17 protein-coding genes, 1 rRNA gene, 1 pseudogene and 1 riboswitch are annotated in these 18,924 nt (G+C 62.0%); of the genes and pseudogenes, 10 read left to right on the forward strand and 9 right to left on the reverse strand.

The annotated features are described in order from the left end of the window. The 5 genes from rrf to AC1IN8_RS07020 form a co-directional block, all read left to right on the forward strand. Positions 1-104, forward strand: a 5S ribosomal RNA gene (rrf, locus tag AC1IN8_RS07000); the annotation flags it as partial. A 286-nt stretch (positions 105-390) separates the two neighbouring features. Then, positions 391-840 (forward strand): early set domain-containing protein, encoded by a 450-nt coding sequence (locus AC1IN8_RS07005; protein WP_025328176.1) that lies wholly within the window; start codon positions 391-393, stop codon positions 838-840. Positions 841-1,046: 206 nt separating this feature from the next. Then, the gene (locus AC1IN8_RS07010; protein ID WP_479758470.1) at positions 1,047-3,194 is read left to right on the forward strand and encodes an adenosylcobalamin-dependent ribonucleoside-diphosphate reductase; all 2,148 of its coding nucleotides are present in this window, start codon (positions 1,047-1,049) and stop codon (positions 3,192-3,194) included. Positions 3,195-3,203: 9 nt separating this feature from the next. After that, positions 3,204-3,887, forward strand: a complete 684-nt coding sequence (locus AC1IN8_RS07015) for a TSCPD domain-containing protein (protein WP_139435098.1) — start codon at positions 3,204-3,206, stop codon at positions 3,885-3,887. Between the two features lie 220 nt (positions 3,888-4,107). Continuing rightward, positions 4,108-5,478, forward strand: coding sequence for a PhoH family protein (locus tag AC1IN8_RS07020; protein WP_139435097.1), 1,371 nt, complete (start codon positions 4,108-4,110; stop codon positions 5,476-5,478). A gap of 117 nt (positions 5,479-5,595) precedes the next feature. On the opposite strand, the gene thiQ is transcribed toward AC1IN8_RS07020, so the two are convergent. From thiQ to thiB, 3 genes are all read right to left on the reverse strand, one after another. Next, positions 5,596-6,303 carry a thiamine ABC transporter ATP-binding protein gene (gene thiQ / locus AC1IN8_RS07025; protein WP_479758471.1) on the reverse strand — a complete coding sequence of 236 codons (708 nt, stop codon included), beginning with the start codon at positions 6,301-6,303 and terminating at the stop codon, positions 5,596-5,598. A gap of 69 nt (positions 6,304-6,372) precedes the next feature. After that, on the reverse strand, positions 6,373-8,001 hold the full coding sequence (gene thiP / locus AC1IN8_RS07030) for a thiamine/thiamine pyrophosphate ABC transporter permease (protein WP_479758472.1): 1,629 nt from the start codon (positions 7,999-8,001) through the stop codon (positions 6,373-6,375). Further along, positions 7,977-8,957 (reverse strand): thiamine ABC transporter substrate binding subunit, encoded by a 981-nt coding sequence (gene thiB, locus AC1IN8_RS07035; protein WP_479758473.1) that lies wholly within the window; start codon positions 8,955-8,957, stop codon positions 7,977-7,979. The genes thiP and thiB overlap by 25 nt, the downstream gene beginning before the upstream one ends. Positions 8,958-9,057: 100 nt before the next feature. Then, a riboswitch (TPP riboswitch) is annotated at positions 9,058-9,148 on the reverse strand. Between the two features lie 91 nt (positions 9,149-9,239). Between thiB and AC1IN8_RS07040 the strand changes: the two genes are divergently transcribed. Continuing rightward, positions 9,240-9,530, forward strand: coding sequence for a PilZ domain-containing protein (locus tag AC1IN8_RS07040; RefSeq protein WP_005323856.1), 291 nt, complete (start codon positions 9,240-9,242; stop codon positions 9,528-9,530). A 104-nt stretch (positions 9,531-9,634) separates the two neighbouring features. On the opposite strand, the gene AC1IN8_RS07045 is transcribed toward AC1IN8_RS07040, so the two are convergent. From AC1IN8_RS07045 to leuA, 6 genes and pseudogenes are all read right to left on the reverse strand, one after another. After that, positions 9,635-10,561, reverse strand: a complete 927-nt coding sequence (locus AC1IN8_RS07045; RefSeq protein ID WP_479758474.1) for a transglutaminase-like domain-containing protein — start codon at positions 10,559-10,561, stop codon at positions 9,635-9,637. Positions 10,562-10,734: 173 nt separating this feature from the next. After that, positions 10,735-10,866, reverse strand: a pseudogene (gene leuD / locus AC1IN8_RS07050) (3-isopropylmalate dehydratase small subunit); the annotation flags it as partial. 27 nt (positions 10,867-10,893) lie between these two features. After that, positions 10,894-11,493 carry a 3-isopropylmalate dehydratase small subunit gene (gene leuD / locus AC1IN8_RS07055; protein ID WP_202047127.1) on the reverse strand — a complete coding sequence of 200 codons (600 nt, stop codon included), beginning with the start codon at positions 11,491-11,493 and terminating at the stop codon, positions 10,894-10,896. Between the two features lie 107 nt (positions 11,494-11,600). Continuing rightward, on the reverse strand, positions 11,601-12,998 hold the full coding sequence (gene leuC, locus AC1IN8_RS07060) for a 3-isopropylmalate dehydratase large subunit (RefSeq protein WP_479758475.1): 1,398 nt from the start codon (positions 12,996-12,998) through the stop codon (positions 11,601-11,603). A 32-nt stretch (positions 12,999-13,030) separates the two neighbouring features. Further along, the gene (gene leuB, locus AC1IN8_RS07065) at positions 13,031-14,116 is read right to left on the reverse strand and encodes a 3-isopropylmalate dehydrogenase (protein WP_479758477.1); all 1,086 of its coding nucleotides are present in this window, start codon (positions 14,114-14,116) and stop codon (positions 13,031-13,033) included. A 144-nt stretch (positions 14,117-14,260) separates the two neighbouring features. Then, on the reverse strand, positions 14,261-15,823 hold the full coding sequence (gene leuA, locus AC1IN8_RS07070) for a 2-isopropylmalate synthase (protein ID WP_005323845.1): 1,563 nt from the start codon (positions 15,821-15,823) through the stop codon (positions 14,261-14,263). A 406-nt stretch (positions 15,824-16,229) separates the two neighbouring features. On the opposite strand from leuA, the gene AC1IN8_RS07075 reads away from it, so the two are divergent. From AC1IN8_RS07075 to AC1IN8_RS07090, 4 genes are all read left to right on the forward strand, one after another. Beyond that, positions 16,230-16,853, forward strand: a complete 624-nt coding sequence (locus AC1IN8_RS07075; RefSeq protein WP_005323843.1) for a TetR/AcrR family transcriptional regulator — start codon at positions 16,230-16,232, stop codon at positions 16,851-16,853. A 140-nt stretch (positions 16,854-16,993) separates the two neighbouring features. Beyond that, positions 16,994-17,497, forward strand: a complete 504-nt coding sequence (locus tag AC1IN8_RS07080) for a phosphatase PAP2 family protein (protein ID WP_479758478.1) — start codon at positions 16,994-16,996, stop codon at positions 17,495-17,497. Further along, positions 17,494-18,603 (forward strand): MJ1255/VC2487 family glycosyltransferase, encoded by a 1,110-nt coding sequence (locus AC1IN8_RS07085; RefSeq protein WP_479758480.1) that lies wholly within the window; start codon positions 17,494-17,496, stop codon positions 18,601-18,603. The genes AC1IN8_RS07080 and AC1IN8_RS07085 overlap by 4 nt, the downstream gene beginning before the upstream one ends. Before the next feature lie 35 nt (positions 18,604-18,638). Then, a complete protein-coding gene (locus AC1IN8_RS07090) occupies positions 18,639-18,791 on the forward strand; it encodes a hypothetical protein (RefSeq protein WP_005323837.1) in 153 nt (50 codons plus the stop codon). Positions 18,792-18,924: the final 133 nt, after the last annotated feature.

Consider the following 18,924-nt stretch of genomic DNA (forward strand, 5'->3'; position numbering starts at 1 on the left):
TAGCGCCGTGGAACCACCTGATCCCATGCCGAACTCAGAAGTGAAACGCGGTAGCGCCGATGGTAGTGTGGCATTCGCCATGCGAGAGTAGGACACTGCCAGGCACCCAATACAAGAAACCCCGCTCGATGAGCGGGGTTTTTTATTGCCTGAAAATCAGTGCGTTGACTGATAATTGAGCGTTAACACTCCTGCAGTTTGACGATGAGCTCCCTCCTCTCCCAAAACCTCTCCCCTTTTCTGTTCGATATTTATCCATTGGCGCGGCGTGCTGGATATAAAAAGCACAGAATGTGATGACTCTACCTTTCTTGTGATGCCTGCTCTGCTTTAATTCGTCTGCCCACGTTCGATGGGCCAAGGAATCACAATAATCTGAGGAATGGACACATGTTCAAAAGAACAGTAACGATGATGCTGGCGGCGGGAACCCTGGTATTAGGCGGTTGCGCATCCAATGGCGGTGCAGAGCAGGCGGCAGACAACAGTGACTTCGGTGGCAAGTCCATCTACCTGCGGGGGGAGATGAACGACTGGATGGCGACCGATGAGAGCAAGGTGGTCAAGGTGGCCGACAAGCTCTACATGGCCAAGGGAACGCTCAAGAAAGAGTGGGCGCCCTACAAGTTCAAGTTCGCCGACTCCGGCTGGAGCTGTGGCACCAACTTCGGCTACAAGAGCCCGAGTGACGGCGTTGCCGTGCTGGGTGGAGAGCCTGTGCCGGTCAACCCCTGCTCCAAGTATGAGGACATGAAGTTCTCGCCGGATGCCGACGGTGTCTACGAGTTCTATCTGAATATGGCGGGTGAGACGCCGAGCGTGTACGTCAAGAAGCCCTGAGATTCCCCTCCCGTTAAATTCATCGGGAAATGAACCGGTTAAATGCCCTGGCCTAAATATCTGCTGGCCGGGGCATTTTTTTAGGATAGAATCGGCGCCCCGTGAGAGAGATACTATATATAGTGATATATGGTTGATATTAAACCTATTGGTTGTGTTTTTGACTCTGTCATGACGTTGTTGCATTCACATAAGGTGGCTTGAAAATGGCTAAATCCAACCCTGTTCTGGAGAGTGGACCCAACTCTGCCCTCATCCCCATGCAGGAAACCTCCCTCGAGATCTGGGACAGCAAGTATCGCCTCAAGAGCAAGGATGGGGCGCCCATCGACGGCACCATAGACGAGACCTATCAGCGGGTTGCCCGTGCGCTGGCGGCCCAGGAGAGCAAGCCCGATGCCTGGTATGAGCCCTTCCTGTGGGCCCTGCGCAATGGCGCCATCCCGGCGGGTCGCATCACCTCCAATGCGGGGGCCTTCGAGCACAAGCCGGCCACCTCGACCATCAACTGCACCGTCTCCGGCACCATCGAGGATTCGATGGATGACATTCTCGGCAAGGTGCACGAGGCCGGCCTGACCCTGAAAGCGGGCTGCGGCATCGGCTATGACTTCTCGACCCTGCGTCCGCGCGGTGCCTTCGTCTCCGGCGCCGGGGCCTATACCTCGGGCCCGCTCTCCTTCATGGATATCTACGACAAGATGTGTTTCACCGTCTCCTCTGCCGGTGGCCGTCGCGGCGCCCAGATGGGCACCATGGATATCCGCCATCCCGACGTGATCGAGTTCATCCAGGCCAAGCGGGAAGATGGTCGCTTGCGCCAGTTCAACCTCTCCCTGCTGATCACCGAAGAGTTCGTCAAGGCGGTGAAAGAGGATGCGCCTTGGCGGCTCATCTTCCCCTACACCGCCAAGGAGGTGGAGCAGGACTGCATTGCCCTGGACGATCCCGAGCAGGTGATCTGGGCGGACTGGCCGAACAAGGAAGGGGTGGTGATCAACGCGCTGGGGCAGGTGGCCTGCAAGGTCTACAAGACCCTGCCTGCCCGCAAGCTGTGGAACGTCATCATGACCTCCACCTATGACTATGCGGAGCCCGGTTTCATCCTGATCGACAAGGTGAACCAGATGAACAACAACTGGTTCTGCGAGGAGATCCGCGCCACCAACCCCTGCGGTGAACAGCCCTTGCCCCCCTATGGCGCCTGCCTGCTGGGGTCGGTCAATCTGACCAAGTTTGTGCGCGAGCCCTTCACCGAGCGGGCCGCCTTCGACTGGCCCGCGTTTCGCAAGGTAGTGGCCATCTTCACCCGCATGCTGGACAACGTGGTGGAGATCAACCAGTTGCCATTGCCTAAGCAGCGCGAGGAGATCACAGCCAAGCGCCGCCACGGCATGGGCTTCCTCGGCCTGGGGTCGACCCTCACCATGCTGCAGATAAAATACGGCTCTGCCGCTTCGGTCGCCTTCACCGAGCAGGTCTCCCAGGAGCTGGCCATGACCGGATGGCAGGAGTCCCTGGCGCTGGCGAAGGAGAAGGGCCCGGCCCCCATCATGGAGCAGGAGTTCGAGGTGACCGGCAAGATGCTGCGGCTGCGCCCCGAGATGGCGGCCGATGGCATCAAGCTCGGCGACAAGGTGAAGGGCAAGGTGCTGCATGCGCGCTATAGCCGCTACATGCAGCAGGTGGCCGAGGTGGACCCCGCCCTGGTGGCCGCGCTGGCCGAGGTGGGCGGGCGTTTCACCCACCACAGCAGCATAGCGCCGACCGGCACTATCTCTCTGTCGCTGGCCAACAACGCCAGCAACGGCATAGAGCCGAGCTTCGCCCATCACTACAGCCGCAACGTCATCAAGGCGGGCAAGAAGAGCAAGGAGAGCGTGGATGTCTACTCCTTCGAGCTGCTGGCCTATCGCGAGCTCGTCAACGTCGGCGCCATGCCCTACACCGAGGATGAGGCCTGCCGTCTGCCGGATTACTTCATCACCGCCGACGACATCAGCCCGGCCCAGCACGTGGACATCCAGGCGGCGGCCCAACGCTGGATAGATTCATCCATCTCCAAGACCGCCAACGTACCGACCGACTTCCCGTTCGAGCAGTTCAAGGACATCTACATGTATGCCTCGGACTCCGGCCTCAAGGGCTGCACCACCTTCCGCTTCAACCCCGAGGCCTTCCAGGGGGTGCTGGTGAAGGAGAAGGATCTGGAGAACACTCAGTACGAGTTCACTCTGGAGGATGGCTCCGTCATCACGGTGAAGGGGAACGAAGAGATCGAATACGATGGCGAGCTGCACACCGCCGCCAACCTCTACGACGCCTTGAAAGAAGGCTATTACGGCAAATTCTGAGAACAGATTATGGTCAAGAAGATCGACAGGAAAATCGTCGCCTACAAGGTGAAAACCCGGGATGAGCCGCAAGAAGCACCGGCTCCCCAGGATGATGTGGTGCACATGCACGAGACTGTGCTGCGTCCGGAGCGGCTGATGGGCACCACCTACAAGCTGAAGACGCCGGAGCATGTCTCCGAGCACTCGCTGTTCATCACCATCAACGACATCATTCTCAACGAGGGCACGGTCCACGAGACGCGCCGTCCGTTCGAGATCTTCATCAACTCCAAGAGCCTGGAGCACTATCAGTGGATAGTGGCGCTGACCCGCATCATCTCGGCGGTGTTTCGCAAGGGCGGGGATGTCACCTTCCTGGTGGAGGAGCTGAGGTCCGTGTTCGATCCCAAGGGGGGCTACTGGAACAAGGGCAAGTATGTGCCGTCGCTCATCGCCGAAATTGGCAACGTGATCGAGACCCATCTCACCGAGATCGGCATGCTCAAGGCCACCGGGCTGGATGAGCATCAGCAGGCGTTTCTGGCCGAGAAACAGGCACAGATGCAGGCCGAACAGGAGGCTGACGCCCAGCAGTCAGGCAGCGGCTTCCCGGCCAGTGCTGCGCTCTGCTACAAGTGCCACACCAAGGCGCTGGTGCAGAAGGATGGTTGCATGACCTGCCTCAACTGCGGCGATTCCAAGTGTGGCTAATGGGGCCAACAGGGGCATAAATCAGCTTAAAAGACCGGCCTGTGGGCCGGTCTTTTTTATTGATTGCTTTATATACAGTCAGTTAGGACGGACAAGGGAAATGTTGCACACCGGTAAATTCGGGCGTAGCGTGAGGGGTAATAAAACTGTCACGGCCGTGTGGTTTCAATGACATCTGAGATTCACACACGTGGCACCTTCAGTGCCAAGGAGGATGCTTATGGACAACACGGACCGAAAGCTGTTTATCCTGGATACCAACGTTCTGCTTCACGAACCCCTCGCCATCTACTCCTTCAAAGAGCACGACGTGCTCATCCCCATGACGGTGCTCGAAGAGCTCGACAACATCAAGGATCGCCAGAAGGACGTCAGCCGTGATGCCCGCATCGCCATCCGAGCCCTGGAAGACGTGTTCCGCGATGCGACCCCGGAGCAGATAGTGCAAGGGGTGGCGCTGGCCGGCGAGGCGAGCGGTCGCATCTCCATCTTCAGCGATCACCATCTGCCCCAGGATGCCGAGGTGTTCACCGACAAGGAGGCGGACAACCGCATCATCAACGCGGCCCTCTACCTGCAAAAGCACGAGATGAAACGCCAGGTGGTGCTGGTGACCAAGGACATCAACATGCGCCTCAAGGCCAAGGGGGCGGGCCTTGCCCATGTGGAGGATTATCGCAGCGACCAGCTGATCGACGACATCCGACTGCTGGCCAAGGGCTTCCAGGTGGTGCCAGGCAGCTTCTGGGAGCGGGTCGGCGAGTGCGACAGCGAGACCCATGGCCGCGACACAGTCCACGTGATCGACTCGAACCTGCTGGAGGGGGTGCACGTCAACCAGTACCTGCTGGACGAGGAGAACTTCTTTGCAGCCAGGGTGCTGAGCCACGACGGCAACAAGATCCGCCTCAAGGATCTGGGCCGCGAGCGGCTGATGTCACGCAAGGCCTGGGGGGTGCATCCCAAGAACATCTATCAGGGCATGGCGCTGGACGCCCTGCTGGATCCGCACATCGATCTGGTGATCCTGACCGGCCCGGCGGGCTGCGGCAAGACCCTGCTCGCCATGGCGGCTGCCCTGGAGCTGGTGATCGAGAAGGGGATCTACGAGAAGGTGATCGTCACCCGCAACACCCCGGAAATTGCCGAGAGCATCGGCTTCCTGCCCGGCACCGAGGAGGAGAAGATGATGCCCTGGCTGGCGGCGGTGACCGACACCCTGGAGGTGCTGCACAAGCAGGACGAGAACATGAGCGGGTCCCTCAGCTACATCATGGAGAAGGCCAACATCCAGTTCAAATCGGTCAACTTCATGCGCGGGCGCAGCATCCAGAACACCTTCGTGCTGCTGGACGAGTGCCAGAACCTGACCGCCTCCCAGATCAAGACCATCATCACCCGCTGCGGCGAGGGGACCAAGATCGTCTGCTCCGGCAACCTGGCCCAGATAGACTCCAACTACCTGAGCCCGGTGACCTCGGGTCTGACCTACATAGTCGAGCGTTTCAAGGACTTCGACGGCAGTGCCAACATCTTCCTGAACGGGGTGGTGCGCAGCCGGCTGGCTTCGTTCGCCGAGGAAAATCTCTGATTCAACGCAATCTCTGCATGAGAAAGGGGAAGCCGGACGGCTTCCCCTTTTTTGATCCCGTCGCCGTCATTGCCCTTGTGTACGGCCAAGGTAATGCAGCAGCTTGTTGGCCATCCACTATGGAGATAGAGCGCGGCCAAGGTAGCGCAGCAGCCCGGGGTGTTCGCTGTCTTGCAGTATGTCGGGTTTGCCCTGCAGGGCGATGCGGCCCTCGTCCACGAACAGCACCTGATCGGCGATCAGTTGGGCATCTTCCGGGTTGTGGGACACCATGAGCACAGTGATGCCCTGCTCGCAGGCGAGGCGGGCCACCTCGGCCAGCATCTCCCGGCGCAGGGCGGGATCCAGGGCCGAGAAGGGCTCATCCAGCAGCAGCAGGGGTTTTCCCCGCACCAGGGCGCGGGCCAGCCCCACCCGCTGTTGCTGGCCGCCTGAGAGCTGCTCCGGCAGGCGGCTCAGCATGTCCCCAAGACCGACCCGCTCTGCCCCCTGTCTCACCTGCTCGCGCTGGGCCTCGCTCAGGCGCAGGCCAGGGTGCAGGCCGATGGCGATGTTGTCGAACACCGACAGATGCAGGAAGAGGTTGTGATCCTGAAACAGTGTGGTCACCGGCCGCTCGGCGGGACCGAGCGGCAGCAGATCGACGCCATCGAAACTGAGACGGCCGGACTCCACCGGCACGAAGCCGGCGATCATGCCGAGCAGGGTGGACTTGCCGGCACCGCTCGGCCCTATCAGGGCGGTGATTTCCCCCTTGGGCAGGGTGGCGCTGAAGCTGACGCGCCAGTCCGGGTAGCTGGTGACCAGTTCATCGATGTTCAGCATTTTTTCCTCTCAAAGAGTCCGTTCGACCAGCCAGAACAGCCGCAGAAACGGTAGCGCAGGGTTTGTACCTCAATGCTCGCCATTTTTTCCTCCAAGACCCCGCTCAACCAGCCAGAACAGGGAGAAACAGAGCGTGAGCAGCAGCAGAGCAGTGGCGGCAGCCTCGGTCAGCCGGTAGCTGCCGAGCTGCTGGTAGAGCAGCCAGGGCAAGGTGGTGAGGGCCTGGCTGCCGAACATGGCGATGGCGCCGAGATCCCCGAGGGACAATATCATGGAGAGCGCCATGGCGAGCGCCAGCGGGCGGCGCAGCAGGGGCCACTCCACCAGTCGCAGGCGATGCAGACCGCGTACCCCAAGGCTGTCCGCCAGCCGATCGTACTGGCGCACCACCAGCTGCATGGGGGCGCTGAGGGTACGCAGCACATAGGGCAGCGCCATCAGGGCGTTGACCAGCACCACCAGCCAGGGGCCCAGGGCAAAGACGTCGACAAAGGGCATGAACATGATGAAGAGCCCAGTACTCAGCACTACTGCCGGGATCATCAGGATCATGGAGCCGCTGGCCTCCCACAGGGCGGCGGCCCGCCGCTTGCGCCCGCGCACCCTCAGGTGGCGGCTGGTGAGCAGCAGACCGGCGCCGAGCAGGGTCGCCAGCGACCCGGCCGCCAGGGCGATGGCCAGGGACTGGCCGCCCGCCTGCCACAGCGCGGGGGATGCCAGCGCCGTCAGCAGGCCGGGGTTGAAACCGGCCACGACTATGGCCAGCAGGGGCGGCAGGAAGATGGCGAGCCCGGTGCAGAGCGCCACGGCATCCACCAGGCCTGTCCCCGGCTGATGGCGATCCGGCCTCAGGCAGGGGCGGCGGCTGGTGAGACGGCTGGCCGGGGTGGTCTGCAGTCTGTGTTGCAGCAGGAGCAGGGCGACGGTCAGCAGCAGCTGTACCAGCGCCAGTCCGCCCGCGGTGGCGAGATCGAAGTCAAAGCGAAGAGCCTGATAGACGGCCACTTCCAGGGTGGTGGACTTGGGACCGCCGCCCAGCGCCAGCACTGTGGTGAAGCTGGTGAAGCAGAGCATGAAGATGAGGCTGGCGAGCCCCGGCAGTATGCTGCGGATGAGCGGCCACTCCAGCAGCCGGAAGATGTGGGATGAGCGCATGCCGAGCTGGCTGGCGAGGCGCCAGGAGGTCTCGGGGACGCTCTCTATGCTCTGCAGTATGAGGCGCGCCGCCAACGGCATGTTGAAGAACACATGGGCCAGCAGTATGCCGAACAGGCCGTACAGGTAGTTGCCGGGATCCAGCCCCAGGCCGCGCAGCAGCTGTGGCAACCAGCCCTGGCGACCGTGCACCGCGACCATGCCGAAGATGGCGATGATGACGGGCAGCACCAGGGAGAGGCCGAACAGCTTGAGCAGCAGGGCCCTGCCGGGGAAGCGGCGCCGCGCCAGGGCTCTTGCCACCGGAATGGCTACACCTAAGCTCAGCAGGGTGGAGAGCAGGGCCTGCCCCAGGCTGAAGCCCAGCACATGGCGCAGATAGGGATCGGCCAGCAGGGTGCGGGGAGACAAGGTGCCCGCCTGCCACAGCAGGGCCGCGAGCGGCCCGAGGGACAACAGCAGGATCAGCAGGGTGGCCGCACTGCCCGGCAGCCACCAGAGGGGACGAGAGCCTGCGTTCACTGGGTGACGGCTTGCAGCCATTCGCGGATCCAGTTCTTGCGATTGGCGGCCACGTCATCAGAGGTGAAGCTCAGCGGCTTGGCGACCGTGATCATCTGCTCGAAGCCCTTGGGCAGCGGCTGGTCGATCACCGGGTACATCCAGTTGCCGGCAGGGATCTCCTGCTGGAAGGCGGGGCTGACCATGAACTGCAGGAACTGATCCGCCAGCTTGTCCTGGGCAGCGCTTTTCAGCTTGGCGGCCACTTCCACCTGACGGTAATGCCCCTCCGCGAAGGCGGCCGCCCGGTACTGGGGCTTGTTCTCGGCGATCAGGTGATAGGCGGGGGAGCTGGTATAGGAGAGCACCATATCCGCCTCGCCATCGAGGAACATGCCATAGGCCTCGGACCAGCCCTTGGTGACGGTGACCGTCTTTTTGGCCAGCTGTTCCCAGGCGGCGGGGGCCTGATCGCCATAGACAGATTTCATCCAGAGCATCAGCCCCTGGCCCGGGGTGGAGGTGCGGGGATCCTGATAGATCACCTTGAGATCCTGGCGTTCCACCAGCTCTTTCAGGCTCTTGGGGGGCTGCTCGAGTTTGTCCTTGTCATAGACGAAGGCGAAGTAGCCGTAGTCATAGGGGACGAAGGTGTCATCCTGCCAGCCACCCGGCACCTTGAGGGCGTCGAGTCTGGTGTGATGGGGGGCGAACAGACCGCTCTGCTTGGCCTCGCTGACCAGGGCATCGTCCAGCCCCAGCACCAGATCGGCCTTGCTGTGCTGGCCTTCCAGCCGCAGCCGGTTGAGGATGGCGACACCGTCTTCCAGGGCCACCAGATTGAGGGTACAGCCGCACTCCTTCTCGAAGGCCTGCTTGATCTTGGGACCCGGGCCCCATTCGGCGGCGAAGGAGCCGTAGGTGTAGACGGTGAGGGTGTCGGCGGCAAATGCCTGGGCAGAGAGCAGGCCGGTCGCGAGCAGCAGCAGGGTCTTCATCAATGGCACTCCTGTGGGTACTGAGGTGCCATGGGCAGCGGTCTGCTCATCAATGGCACCTCTCTTGTGGTGAGGGCCAGCGGATGAGGGCGCAAAAAACGCGCGCCATGCCTCAAATTCCTCCGCCAGCATTATCTGGATCAGGTTCACGGGTATAATCTCAGCGGTAAACCGCACCCCGTTTGAGCAACGAACCGCATTGTATTGACCTTCTTTGGGGGAGGCCAGCACTATGTTTCACGGGCCGCGCCGTGCGAGCCACCACCAAGGAGGATGCCCCCTGTGATCACCAGCACCAAGGAAAGACGTGCCTTCCAGCGCATGGTCATCAATGCCCCTGTCACCCTGTTCCAGCACCAGCAGGTGCTTGAGGGAGTCTGCCGGGATCTCAGCGCCAATGGCATGGGGGTCGAGGTGAACGAACACGGGTTTGATCTGGCCCAACCCATCCGGGTGAGCCTGGCCACCAGCAGCAACCTGCTGCCCCCCTTCGAGGCCCAGGCCCGCATAGTGCGGGTGCTGGAGGAGGAGGGCGGGCTCTTGCTGGCGCTGGAGTTCCTGCCTCTGACCTGAGTTCGCACGCCACCCTGTTCCATCGACCAGCCACCGGCTGGTCGATGCCTTTTCGGCCCGGGCCAACCTTGCCTTCCCGCCCGGATCGCCGCTCCGGGGGCGGCTCAGTTGCTGGCCAGCACGGGTTGGACGCTCAACTGCTTGCTGTCGACCAGCGTCTTGCTGGTGGGGGCGAGCTGGCCCATGGGAAGCTGGGCTGGGCCGGTCGGCTCCAGCAGCAGATAGGTTTCCCCTTGCCAGCTCAGGGTCGCCTGACCCGGGCCGGCCGGCAGCGCCACCCCCAGCAGGGCATGGCCCGGCACGAACACCATGGCCTGCTTCAGCTCGGGAAAGCGCTGGGCCAGCAGAGCCGCCATCAGGGTCACCTTGCTGTCGCAATCCCCCCGGTTCTGCTCCAGCACCTGGCGCGGGCTCAGAAAGCCCTTGCCCGAGCGCCCCGACTGGCTGTCGAGCAGCTGATAGGGGATGGCCTGGATGAAGTCGAGCATATGGGCCACCGTCTTCTGGCGCGCCTCTGTCTCCGTGGCGCCCTCCTGCTTGAGCTGCTCGGCCAGAGGCGCCAGTTCGGCACGGCTCTCCAGGGCGATGCGCACATGATCCTGCTTGATGGCGGGGGCGCCGTCGGGCGGGGTGAAGGGCTGGAAGTAGTGCTGCTTGAGCCACTCGGCCTCCAGCCTGGCCTGCTCCGGCTTGACCCATAGCGAGGCTTCCCTGGCCTTGTCGGCGTTGCGGCTCTTGAGGCTGAGGGCGAGGCTGGGGCGAGAGAGGGAGAACTGCACCTCAGGGAATTCAAGCTCCGCCTGCCGCAGCAAGCTCTGCAGCACCTCCTCCTGCATCCTGGCCGGGCGATAGGCGATGAGCGGCGGCAGCTTGCCCGCCTCCAGCCGGTAGCTGAGTTGCTGGGCCTTGCCATCCCTGTCCTGCCAGCCGACGTTGAGCTGGCCGCCGTTGCTGTTGAAATAGGTCTGCCCGCCCAGGGCCGGGAGGCTGAGCAGCAGGCAGAGCAGTGAAAGAGCGCCCCTTGCGGACATAGGTGTCTCCTGTCGGACATGCAGAGGTTGCGGGCCTTGTACAGCGACCCGACAATAAAACAGGGAGCCTCGGCTCCCTGTTGATTCTACTCGCTTTCTTGTCGCAGGCTCGTCAAATCCAGCTCGGCTGCCTTGGGTTGTCTCGAAGGCGCAGATACAGGTTTTGAGTGTACTTAAATCCAGCTCGGCTGCTTCGCTTCGAAGGCGCTGATGGCGGCCTCGTGCTGCAGGGTCAGGCCGATGGCATCCAGCCCGTTGAGCAGGCAGCAGATAGATGGGGGGCGGAACTCGTCGATGTGGAAATCTCATCGAACCCGCCCTCATATATCGGTTTAAATCCAGCTCGGCTGCTTCGCCTCAAAGGCGCTAATGGCGGCTTCGTGCTGCAGGGTCAGGCCGATGGCATCCAGCCCGTTGAGCAGGCAGTAGCGGCGGAACTCGTCGATCTCGAAGCCAAACGTGAGCGCGCCGGCGCGCACCTGGTTCGCCTCCAGATCCACGTCGATCTCGATACCCGGCTGGGCGGCAACCAGTTGGAACAGGGCCTCGACCTCTTCTTCTTTCAGGCGTACCGGCACCATGCCGTTGTTGATGGCGTTGCCGTAGAAGATGTCGGCAAAGCTCGGGGCAATGATGGTCTTGAAGCCGTAGTCCGCCAGCGCCCAGGGGGCGTGCTCGCGGCTAGAGCCGCAGCCGAAGTTCTCCCGGGCCAGCAGTATGCTGGCACCGGCGAATTGCGGCTGGTTCAGCACGAACTCGGGGTTGGGCTGCTCCCCGGCATCGTCAAGGAAGCGCCAGTCGTGGAACAGGTGCTTGCCAAAACCGATGCGGTTCACCTTCTGCAAAAACTGCTTCGGAATGATGGCGTCGGTATCGACGTTGGCGCTGTCGAGGGGAACGACGATCCCTTTGTGTTGCTTGAAGCCTGTCATCTTGTTCTCCTCGTAATTACAGCGCGCGAATATCGGCGAAGATGATGTCGGTGACGGCGAAGGGCCGTCCGCGTTGTTTGAAACCTGTCATCATGTTTTCCCTGTCGTTACAGCGCACGAATATCGGCGAAGCGGCCGGTGACGGCGGCGGCGGCGGCCATGGCCGGGCTCACCAGGTGGGTGCGGCCGGCACGGCCCTGGCGCCCCTCGAAGTTGCGGTTGCTGGTGGAGGCGCAGCGCTCTCCCGGTTGCAGCCGGTCGTTGTTCATGGCCAGACACATGGAGCAGCCGGGCAGACGCCACTCAAAACCCGCCTCGAGGAAGATCTTGTCCAGCCCCTCGGCCTCGGCCTGGGCCTTCACCTGCTCGGAGCCTGGCACCACCAGGGCCTGTACCCCGGCGGCCACCTTGCGGCCACGGGCGATGGCGGCGGCGGCGCGCAGATCCTCGATGCGGCTGTTGGTGCAGGAGCCGATAAACACCTTGTCGATGGTGACGTCACAGAGCTTCTGGCCCGGTTGCAAGTCCATGTAGGCAAGCGCCTTGCGGGCGGACTGCTGCTCCATCAGATCGCTGAAGGATTCCGGCGCCGGAATGGGTTCATTGACGGCGATCACCTGGCCCGGGTTGGTGCCCCAGGTCACCTGAGGGGCGATGGCGGCGGCGTCCAGCACCACTTCGGCATCGAAGGTCGCGCCCTCGTCGCTGTTGAGGGTTTGCCAATGGGCGATGGCCTGCTCCAGCGCCTCGCCGGTGGGGGCGAATACCTTGCCGCGGATGTAGTCGATGGTGGTCTGATCCGGGGCTATCATTCCCGCCTTGGCGCCGAGCTCGATGGCCATGTTGCACACCGTCATGCGCCCTTCCATGGAGAGACCCCTGATGGCATCGCCTGCGAACTCCACCACGTAACCGGTACCGCCGGCAGCGCCGACCTTGCCTATGATGGCCAGCACCACGTCTTTCGCGCTGATGCCTTCGGCCAGCTTGCCGTTGACCGAAATGCGCATGGTCTTGGCCCGGCCCTGCTTCAGGGTCTGGGTCGCCATCACGTGTTCCACTTCGGAAGTGCCGATGCCGAACGCGAGCGACCCGAAGGCGCCGTGAGTGGCGGTGTGGGAGTCGCCGCAGACTATGGTAGTGCCGGGCAATGTGATGCCGAGCTCGGGGCCCATCACGTGGACTATGCCCTGGTATTTGTGGTTCAGATCGTAGAGACGGACCCCGAACTCCTTGCAGTTGGCTGCCAGGGTCTCCATCTGGATGCGGGCCATCTCGCCGGAGGCGGCGATGTCCTTGGTGGTGGTGGAGACGTTGTGATCCATGGTGGCCCAGGTCAGATCCGGGCGGCGCAGCGGGCGCTTCATGGCGCGCAGGCCGTCGAACGCCTGGGGGCTGGTCACTTCGTGCACCAGATGGCGGTCGATGTAGATGAGGGGGGTTTCCCCTTCCACTTCCCGGACCACGTGGGCGTCGAACACTTTCTGATAGAGGGTCTTGGACATTGCTCTGTATTCCTTGTTATGTGCTGCGTGGCTCAGATCCGTGCGGCTATCTGGCTGCCCATCTCGGCGGTGCTCTGCACCGGGTGCTGTGCGTTACCCTGATGCAGATCGGCGGTGAAGTAACCCTCGGCCAGAGCCTGGGCCACGGCCTGCTCTATGGCCTGGGCTGCGGCTTCCTGGCCCAGGCTGTAGCGCAGCATCAGGGCGGCGGAGAGGATCTGGGCGATGGGGTTCGCAATGCCCTTGCCGGCGATGTCCGGGGCCGAGCCACCGGCCGGCTCGAACAGACCGAAGCCGGATTCGTTCAGGCTGGCGGAGGGGAGCAGCCCCATGGAGCCGGTGATCATGGCGCACTCGTCGGAGAGGATGTCGCCGAACAGGTTGGAGCAGAGCAGCACGTCGAACTGGGACGGATCCTTGATGAGCTGCATGGTGGCGTTGTCGATGTACATATGGTTCAGTTCGACGTCGGGATAATCCTTGGCGACTTGCGTTACCACCTCGCGCCACAGGATGGAGGAGGCGAGCACGTTGGCCTTGTCGATGGAAGTCACTTTGCTGCGGCGCACACGGGCCGATTCGAACGCTATCTTGGCGATGCGCTCGATCTCGAAGCGGTGATACACCTCGGTGTCGAATGCTTTCTCGTTCGCACCTTCTCCTTCGCGCCCCTTGGGCTGGCCGAAGTAGATGCCACCGGTCAGCTCCCGCACGCAGGCGATGTCGAAGCCGCGATCCGAGATGTCGGCACGCAGGGGGGAGAACTGTTCCAGGCCGGTGTAGATGCGGGCCGGGCGCAGGTTGCAGAACAGCTTGAAGTGGGCGCGCAGGGGCAGCAGGGCGCCGCGCTCCGGCTGATCGTTCGGTGGCAGGTGCTCCCACTTGGGGCCACCGACCGAGCCGAACAGCACGGCATCGGCCGCTTCGCAGCCCGCTATGGTGCTTCGGGGCAGCGGGGTGCCGTGGTTGTCGATGGCGATGCCACCCACGTCGTGGCGATCATAGTCGAGGGAGAAGCCGAATTTGGTCTGCACCTTTTCCAGTACCTTGATGGCCTCGGCCATCACTTCCGGGCCAATGCCGTCCCCCGGCAATACTGCGATCCGATAACTGCTCATACTCTCTCCGTCCTGATGTTGTCTTGAGTTCCATCTGCCCAGTGACCCGATACTGCGATCCTATACCTGTTCAGATTGTCTCCGTCCTGATGTTGTCTTGAGTTCCATCTGCCCAGCGGCCCGATATTGCGAGCCTATGCCTGTTCAGACGGTTTCCGATTTGATGTTGTTATTGCGTTCCATCTGCTCGGCGACCTGATCGGCACGCCAGATGCTGTTGATGACATGGACCAGGGCCTGGGCCGAGGATTCGATGATGTCGGTGGCCAGCCCCATGCCATGGAATTTGCGACCCTTGTATTCGGCGACTATGTCGACTTGGCCGAGGGCATTCTTGCCTTCCCCCTTGCCCTTGAGCTCGTACTTGTCGATGCGGATCTCGTAGCCGGTGATACGGTTGATGCACTGGTAGACAGCATCCACAGGGCCGTTGCCGGTGGCCGCTTCGCAGATCAGATCCTGACCCACCTTGAGCTTGACCGAGGCGGTGGCCAGCACAGAGCTGCCGCTCTGCACCCCGAGGTACTCCAGCTTGAAGTGCTCGGGCTCCTCGTGGATCTGGCTGAAGAAGGCCAGTGCCTCGAGATCGTAATCGAACACCTGCCCCTTCTTGTCGGCCAGGACCAGGAACTTGCCGTAGAGGTGGTCGAGATCGTAGCTGCTCTCGGCGTAGCCCATGCTCTCCATGCGGTGCTTGATGACGTGGCGGCCGGAGCGGGAGGTCATGTTGAGGTTGTTCTGGGTGAGGCCGATGCTCTCGGGAGTGATGATCTCGTAGGTGTTCTTGGCCTTGAGCACGCCGTCCTGATGAATGCCGGAGCTGTGGGAGAAGGCGTTGGCCCCGACGATGGCCTTGTTCGGCTGCACCGGCATGTTGCACAGCTGGCTGACCAGCGTGCTGGTGCGGTGGATCTCGTTGTGACGGATGTTGGTGTGCACCCCGAGCAGGTCGGCGCGAGTTTTCAGGATCATCGCCACCTCTTCCAGGGAGCAGTTGCCCGCCCGCTCGCCGATGCCGTTGATGGTGCACTCGATCTGGCGGGCCCCCATCTGTACGGCACCGATGGAGTTCGCCACCGAGAGGCCCAGATCGTCGTGGCAGTGCACCGAGATGATGGCCTGGTCGATGTTCGGTACCCGGTTGAACAGGGTCTGGATGATGCCGGAGAATTCGGTCGGCACCGTGTAGCCCACGGTATCCGGGATGTTGATGGTGCGGGCGCCCGCCTTGATGGCGGCCTCCACCATGCGGCAGAGGTTGTCAATCGGCGTGCGGCCCGCATCCTCGCAGGAGAACTCCACATCGTCTGTGTAGCGCAGGGCGTGCTTGATGGCGCCGACCCCCATCTCCAGCACGTCTTCGAAGCTCTTTTTCAGTTTGCTTTCGACGTGGATGGAGGAGGTGGAGATAAAGGTGTGGATGCGGAAGGCTTCGGCGACCCGCAAGGCTTCGCCGGCGGCATCGATGTCCTTGGGCAGGGCGCGGGCGAGGGCGCAGACCCGGCTGTTCTTGATGTGGCGGGCTATGGTCTGCACCGATTGAAAATCACCGGGGGAGGAGACAGGGAAACCCACTTCCATGATGTCGACACCGAGTCGTTCCAGCGCCTGGGCAATCTGCAGCTTCTCCTTGACCGTCAAGCTGGCCGACAGCGCCTGCTCGCCATCACGCAAGGTGGTATCAAATATGATGACTCGATCTGACATGTGACTTCCCTCTTCCTAAGTTCGGTGCGTGCATCCTGCATTGGCATAAAAAAACCCGTGCGGGGTGCACGGGTTTTTGTAAATTCCGGCTATGCCTTAGCCCGGCTACAAGGATCCCGCGCGAGGAGTCGCGATTAGGGAGAGCAGTAGTAGCGGAGCGGCAATATGCATGATGACTCAATCCTTCCAGTCGATAACGCTACTACCAATATCGAGATTTTTATGCTGTGTCAACTCGAAAGGACAGGTTCAATTCACTGTGTTATTTAATCGGATTGTAAAGGAGTGCAAATTTCCTTGTCCCATATTCGGTTCATGCCTGATTATCTGGTCGTTCCTGCTGTACTCGATCACCCGCACAATCAGATCGACTTATCAGCCCTTGCTGAATTATCTGAGGTATTCCATGGAAAAACGCAGACCTGGCCGTCCGGTCGGACGTTCCGACATTCGTGACAAGTTGCTCGCCGCCGCACGCGAACGTTTTCTCAACACCCCCTACAGCAAGGTGACGACCCGCGAGATCGCCGAGCTGGCCGGCTCCAATCTGGCGATGATCCACTACTACTTCGGCAGCAAAGAGGGCCTCTACAAGGCGGTGCTGGGGGATGTGGCCGAGCCGCTGGATCAGGCCTGGCATGACGAGAGCAGCAACCGCAGCCTGACCGATCTGCTCAATACCTACTATCAGGTGATGGCACCGAACAGCGAGCTGACTTCCGCCATCTCCAGCGCATTATCAACCGAGAAAAGCCCGGGGCGGGATTTTGTATTGAATCGTCTGCTGGAGCGTCAACTGCCCCAGTTCGATGCCCTGCTCGAATCCATGCGTTCCAATGGCCAGCTGGGCGACAACCTGGATCCCGAGATGCTGAAGATCTCCTTCCTCAGCATGATGTGGCAGCCCTTCGTGATGAAGGATCTCTACGAACAGGTGTTCGGCCTGACGGTGGACGAGAGCTTCATGAGCCGGTTGGCGGCCCACAACTGCCAGTTGATGGAGAACGGCCTGCGCGGTTCCCTGAACTGAGTCTTCCCGGGTAAAAACTGAAAAAAGGGCCGCATGGCCCTTTTTTGCATGGTGCATGTCACAAATCTGTTATCTCTCCTTCAACCAAGTGTCACTCCGCCGTCCTAGTCTGCAGGCAAGACTCAAGAGCAGGAGGCGTGATGAACAAGATCCAGCAATGGGACCTGCGGGTGTGCCGCGTCTGCCTGCTCCATCCCTACAACGGGCCGCAGGCCAGGATCAGCCGGCTCGTCTCCCGCACCGGTGACGGTCCCCTCTACGCCGTGCTGGCCGCCCTGCTCTGGTGGCAGGGGGAGGCGCAGCGGGACGTGGTGCAAGTGGCCCTGCTGGCCTTTGCCGCCGAGCTGCCGCTCTATCTGCTGCTCAAGAATGCCCTGAGACGCCAGCGCCCCGTGGGCTTGCCGGTCTTCATCACCCCCTCCGATCGCTACAGCCTGCCCTCCGGCCATACCGCCGCCGCCTTCCTGATGGCCACCGTGCTGGCGGCAAGTTTTCAGCTCTGGGCGCCCCTGCTGTTTCTCTGGGCCATATTGGTCGGGGCGTCGCGGCTGCTGCTCGGGGTGCACTATCTGAGCGATCTGGTGGCCGGCGCCCTGCTCGGGGGTGGCTGCGCCCTGTGGGCGCTCGGCTGGAGCCAGGGATGAGGATACTGTTCGGGGTACAGGGGACCGGCAACGGTCATATCAGTCGCAGCAGGACTCTGGCGCGCGCATTGAAGGGCAGGGGGATAGAGGTCGACTACCTGTTCAGCGGTCGCGCCGCCGACGGTTACTTCGAGATGGGGGAGTTCGGGGAGTACCGCACCTTCCCCGGCATCAGTTTCGTCAGCCATCAGGGCCGCATCTCGGGCTGGCGTACCCTCAAGGGACTCTCCCCCCTGCGCTTCTGGCAGGACATGCGGGCGCTGGACTGCCGGGATTACGATCTGGTGATCAGCGATTTTGAGCCACTCAGTGCCCATGCCGCCCGGCGTTGGCAAAAACCGAGTCTGACCATCAGCCATCAGGCCAGCTTTGACTGGCCCATTCCGCGCTGGGGAGAGAGTGGCTTCAACCGCCAGCTGATGCGCCACTTCGCCCCGGTGAGCCGCGCTCTGGGGTTGCACTGGTTCCACTTCGGTCAGCCGCTGCTGCCCCCCATCATAGATCTCATGACCCCGGCCCCGGACAACCAGCAGATCCTGGTCTATCTGCCATTCGAGCAGACAGAGCAGATAGCTGCGCTGTTGTCGCGCTTTGGCCAGCAGCGCTTCGTCTGCTTTCACCCCGGCCTTAGCAAGGCTAGTCAATGGCGCAACATCCGCTTCGAGCCTGCGGCCCGGGAGGGGTTCAAGCTGGCGCTGGCCGGTTGCCGGGGCGTCATCAGCAATGCGGGGTTTGAACTGGCCTCGGAGGCGCTGTCTCTGGGCAAGAAGCTCTTGGTCAAGCCGCTCGGCGGCCAGTTCGAGCAGCTGACCAACGGCAGGACCCTGGAGTTGATGGGGCTCGCCCAGTTGATGGAGACGCTGGATGCCAATGCGGTGCGGAGCTGGCTGGAGGCGCCGGCACCCGGCAGAGTGCATTACCCCGACGTGGCGGGGGCGCTGGCCGACTGGCTGCTGGCCGGTGCCGAGGAAGATATTGAGTCTCTCTCCCACCGCCTGTGGGCCAGGACCCTCTTCCCAGAGGAGGTGTGCGATCGCCTCAGCGAACTGGCGGGCAACCCGACATTGGCCCGTCCCTGGTTATCGCAACTCAGCACCTTTGACTAGACTGAGTTGATCCCACCAAGGAGAGGACGGACACCATGCGCTTTACCAATGAAAACGGCGACACCATGACCCTGGCAGACAATCTCACCCTGCATGAGCTGCTCGACATGGGGGTCAGCATCTCGGTCTGCGAAGAGACGGATCCGGATCAGCAGATCTGGCTGGCGGAGCCGGAAGACGAGCACTGAGACGCTATGGTTTTGACGGCCCGCCCCCTGGGGGCGGGCCATTTATTTCCATGCCGGCCCGGATTGGCAGCATGATCCGCTAGTTTCTCCCCCATACCCCCCGCTTTGTTTCCGGTCTGGTGACCAAGTCACT

Source organism: Aeromonas sp. 130281 (genome assembly GCF_056642115.1).